Below are 807 nucleotides of genomic sequence, written 5' to 3' on the forward strand. Positions count from 1 at the left end.
AGTGAAAGAATTTCGTTCATCGATAGCAGTAAAAAAAGGGATGCACACCCTGTTTTTGCTCTTTATTTATGTGCTCGGGAGTCGTCTGGCTCTTCCTTTTGTTAACCTCAATAGTCGGGATTTTCTCGGAGGAAGCGCAGCCTATTTGGACTTTTCAGTAGCTCTGACTGGTGGAAATCTTCGCAGCCTCTCTCTCTTTTCCATCGGGCTTTCACCTTGGATGTCAGCCATGATCTTGTGGCAGATGTTTTCCTTTTCAAAGAAACTGGGCTTAAACTCGGTGTCTTCAGAAGTCCGGGATAGACGGAAAATGTACTTGACGTTAGGGATTGCCTTGATTCAGGCCTTGGCCTTGACTACAAACCTTCCTGTCCAAGCTCCCTACAATCCCTTCTTGGTCTTTCTCCTCAATACCAGCCTTTTGGTTGCGGGGACCTTCTTCTTAGTTTGGCTGTCTGACATCAATGCGTCTATCGGAGTTGGAGGCCCAATCGTCATTTTATTGGCGAGTATGGTGGCTTCACTCCCTCAGGACATCATCCAATCGGTCCAAGTTCATAAGATCTCTCCTTGGCTGCTTTTCCTATTGGTAGTGCTTGGTGTCCTCTTTACCTATCTAGTTGTTCTCTTTTACCGAGCGCGATACCGCATCCCTATCAATAAAATCGGGCTCCATTCTCGCTTTAAACGCTATTCTTATCTGGAAATCATGCTCAATCCTGCAGGTGGCATGCCTTATATGTATGTGATGAGTCTCATGGGCTTGCCTTCTTATCTCTTGCTCTTGCTTCAACATCTGGATAAGGG

General features: G+C 46.0%; 1 protein-coding gene. It reads left to right on the forward strand.

All coding sequences use genetic code 11. The features are described from left to right. Position 1: 1 nt before the first annotated feature. Positions 2 to 807: accessory Sec system protein translocase subunit SecY2 (secY2, locus tag GMD1S_RS08450; protein ID WP_008281353.1), on the forward strand; the 806-nt coding region annotated here is incomplete at its 3' end.

Origin of the sequence: Streptococcus sp. GMD1S (assembly GCF_000296875.1) — a bacterium.
GTDB lineage: Bacteria > Bacillota > Bacilli > Lactobacillales > Streptococcaceae > Streptococcus.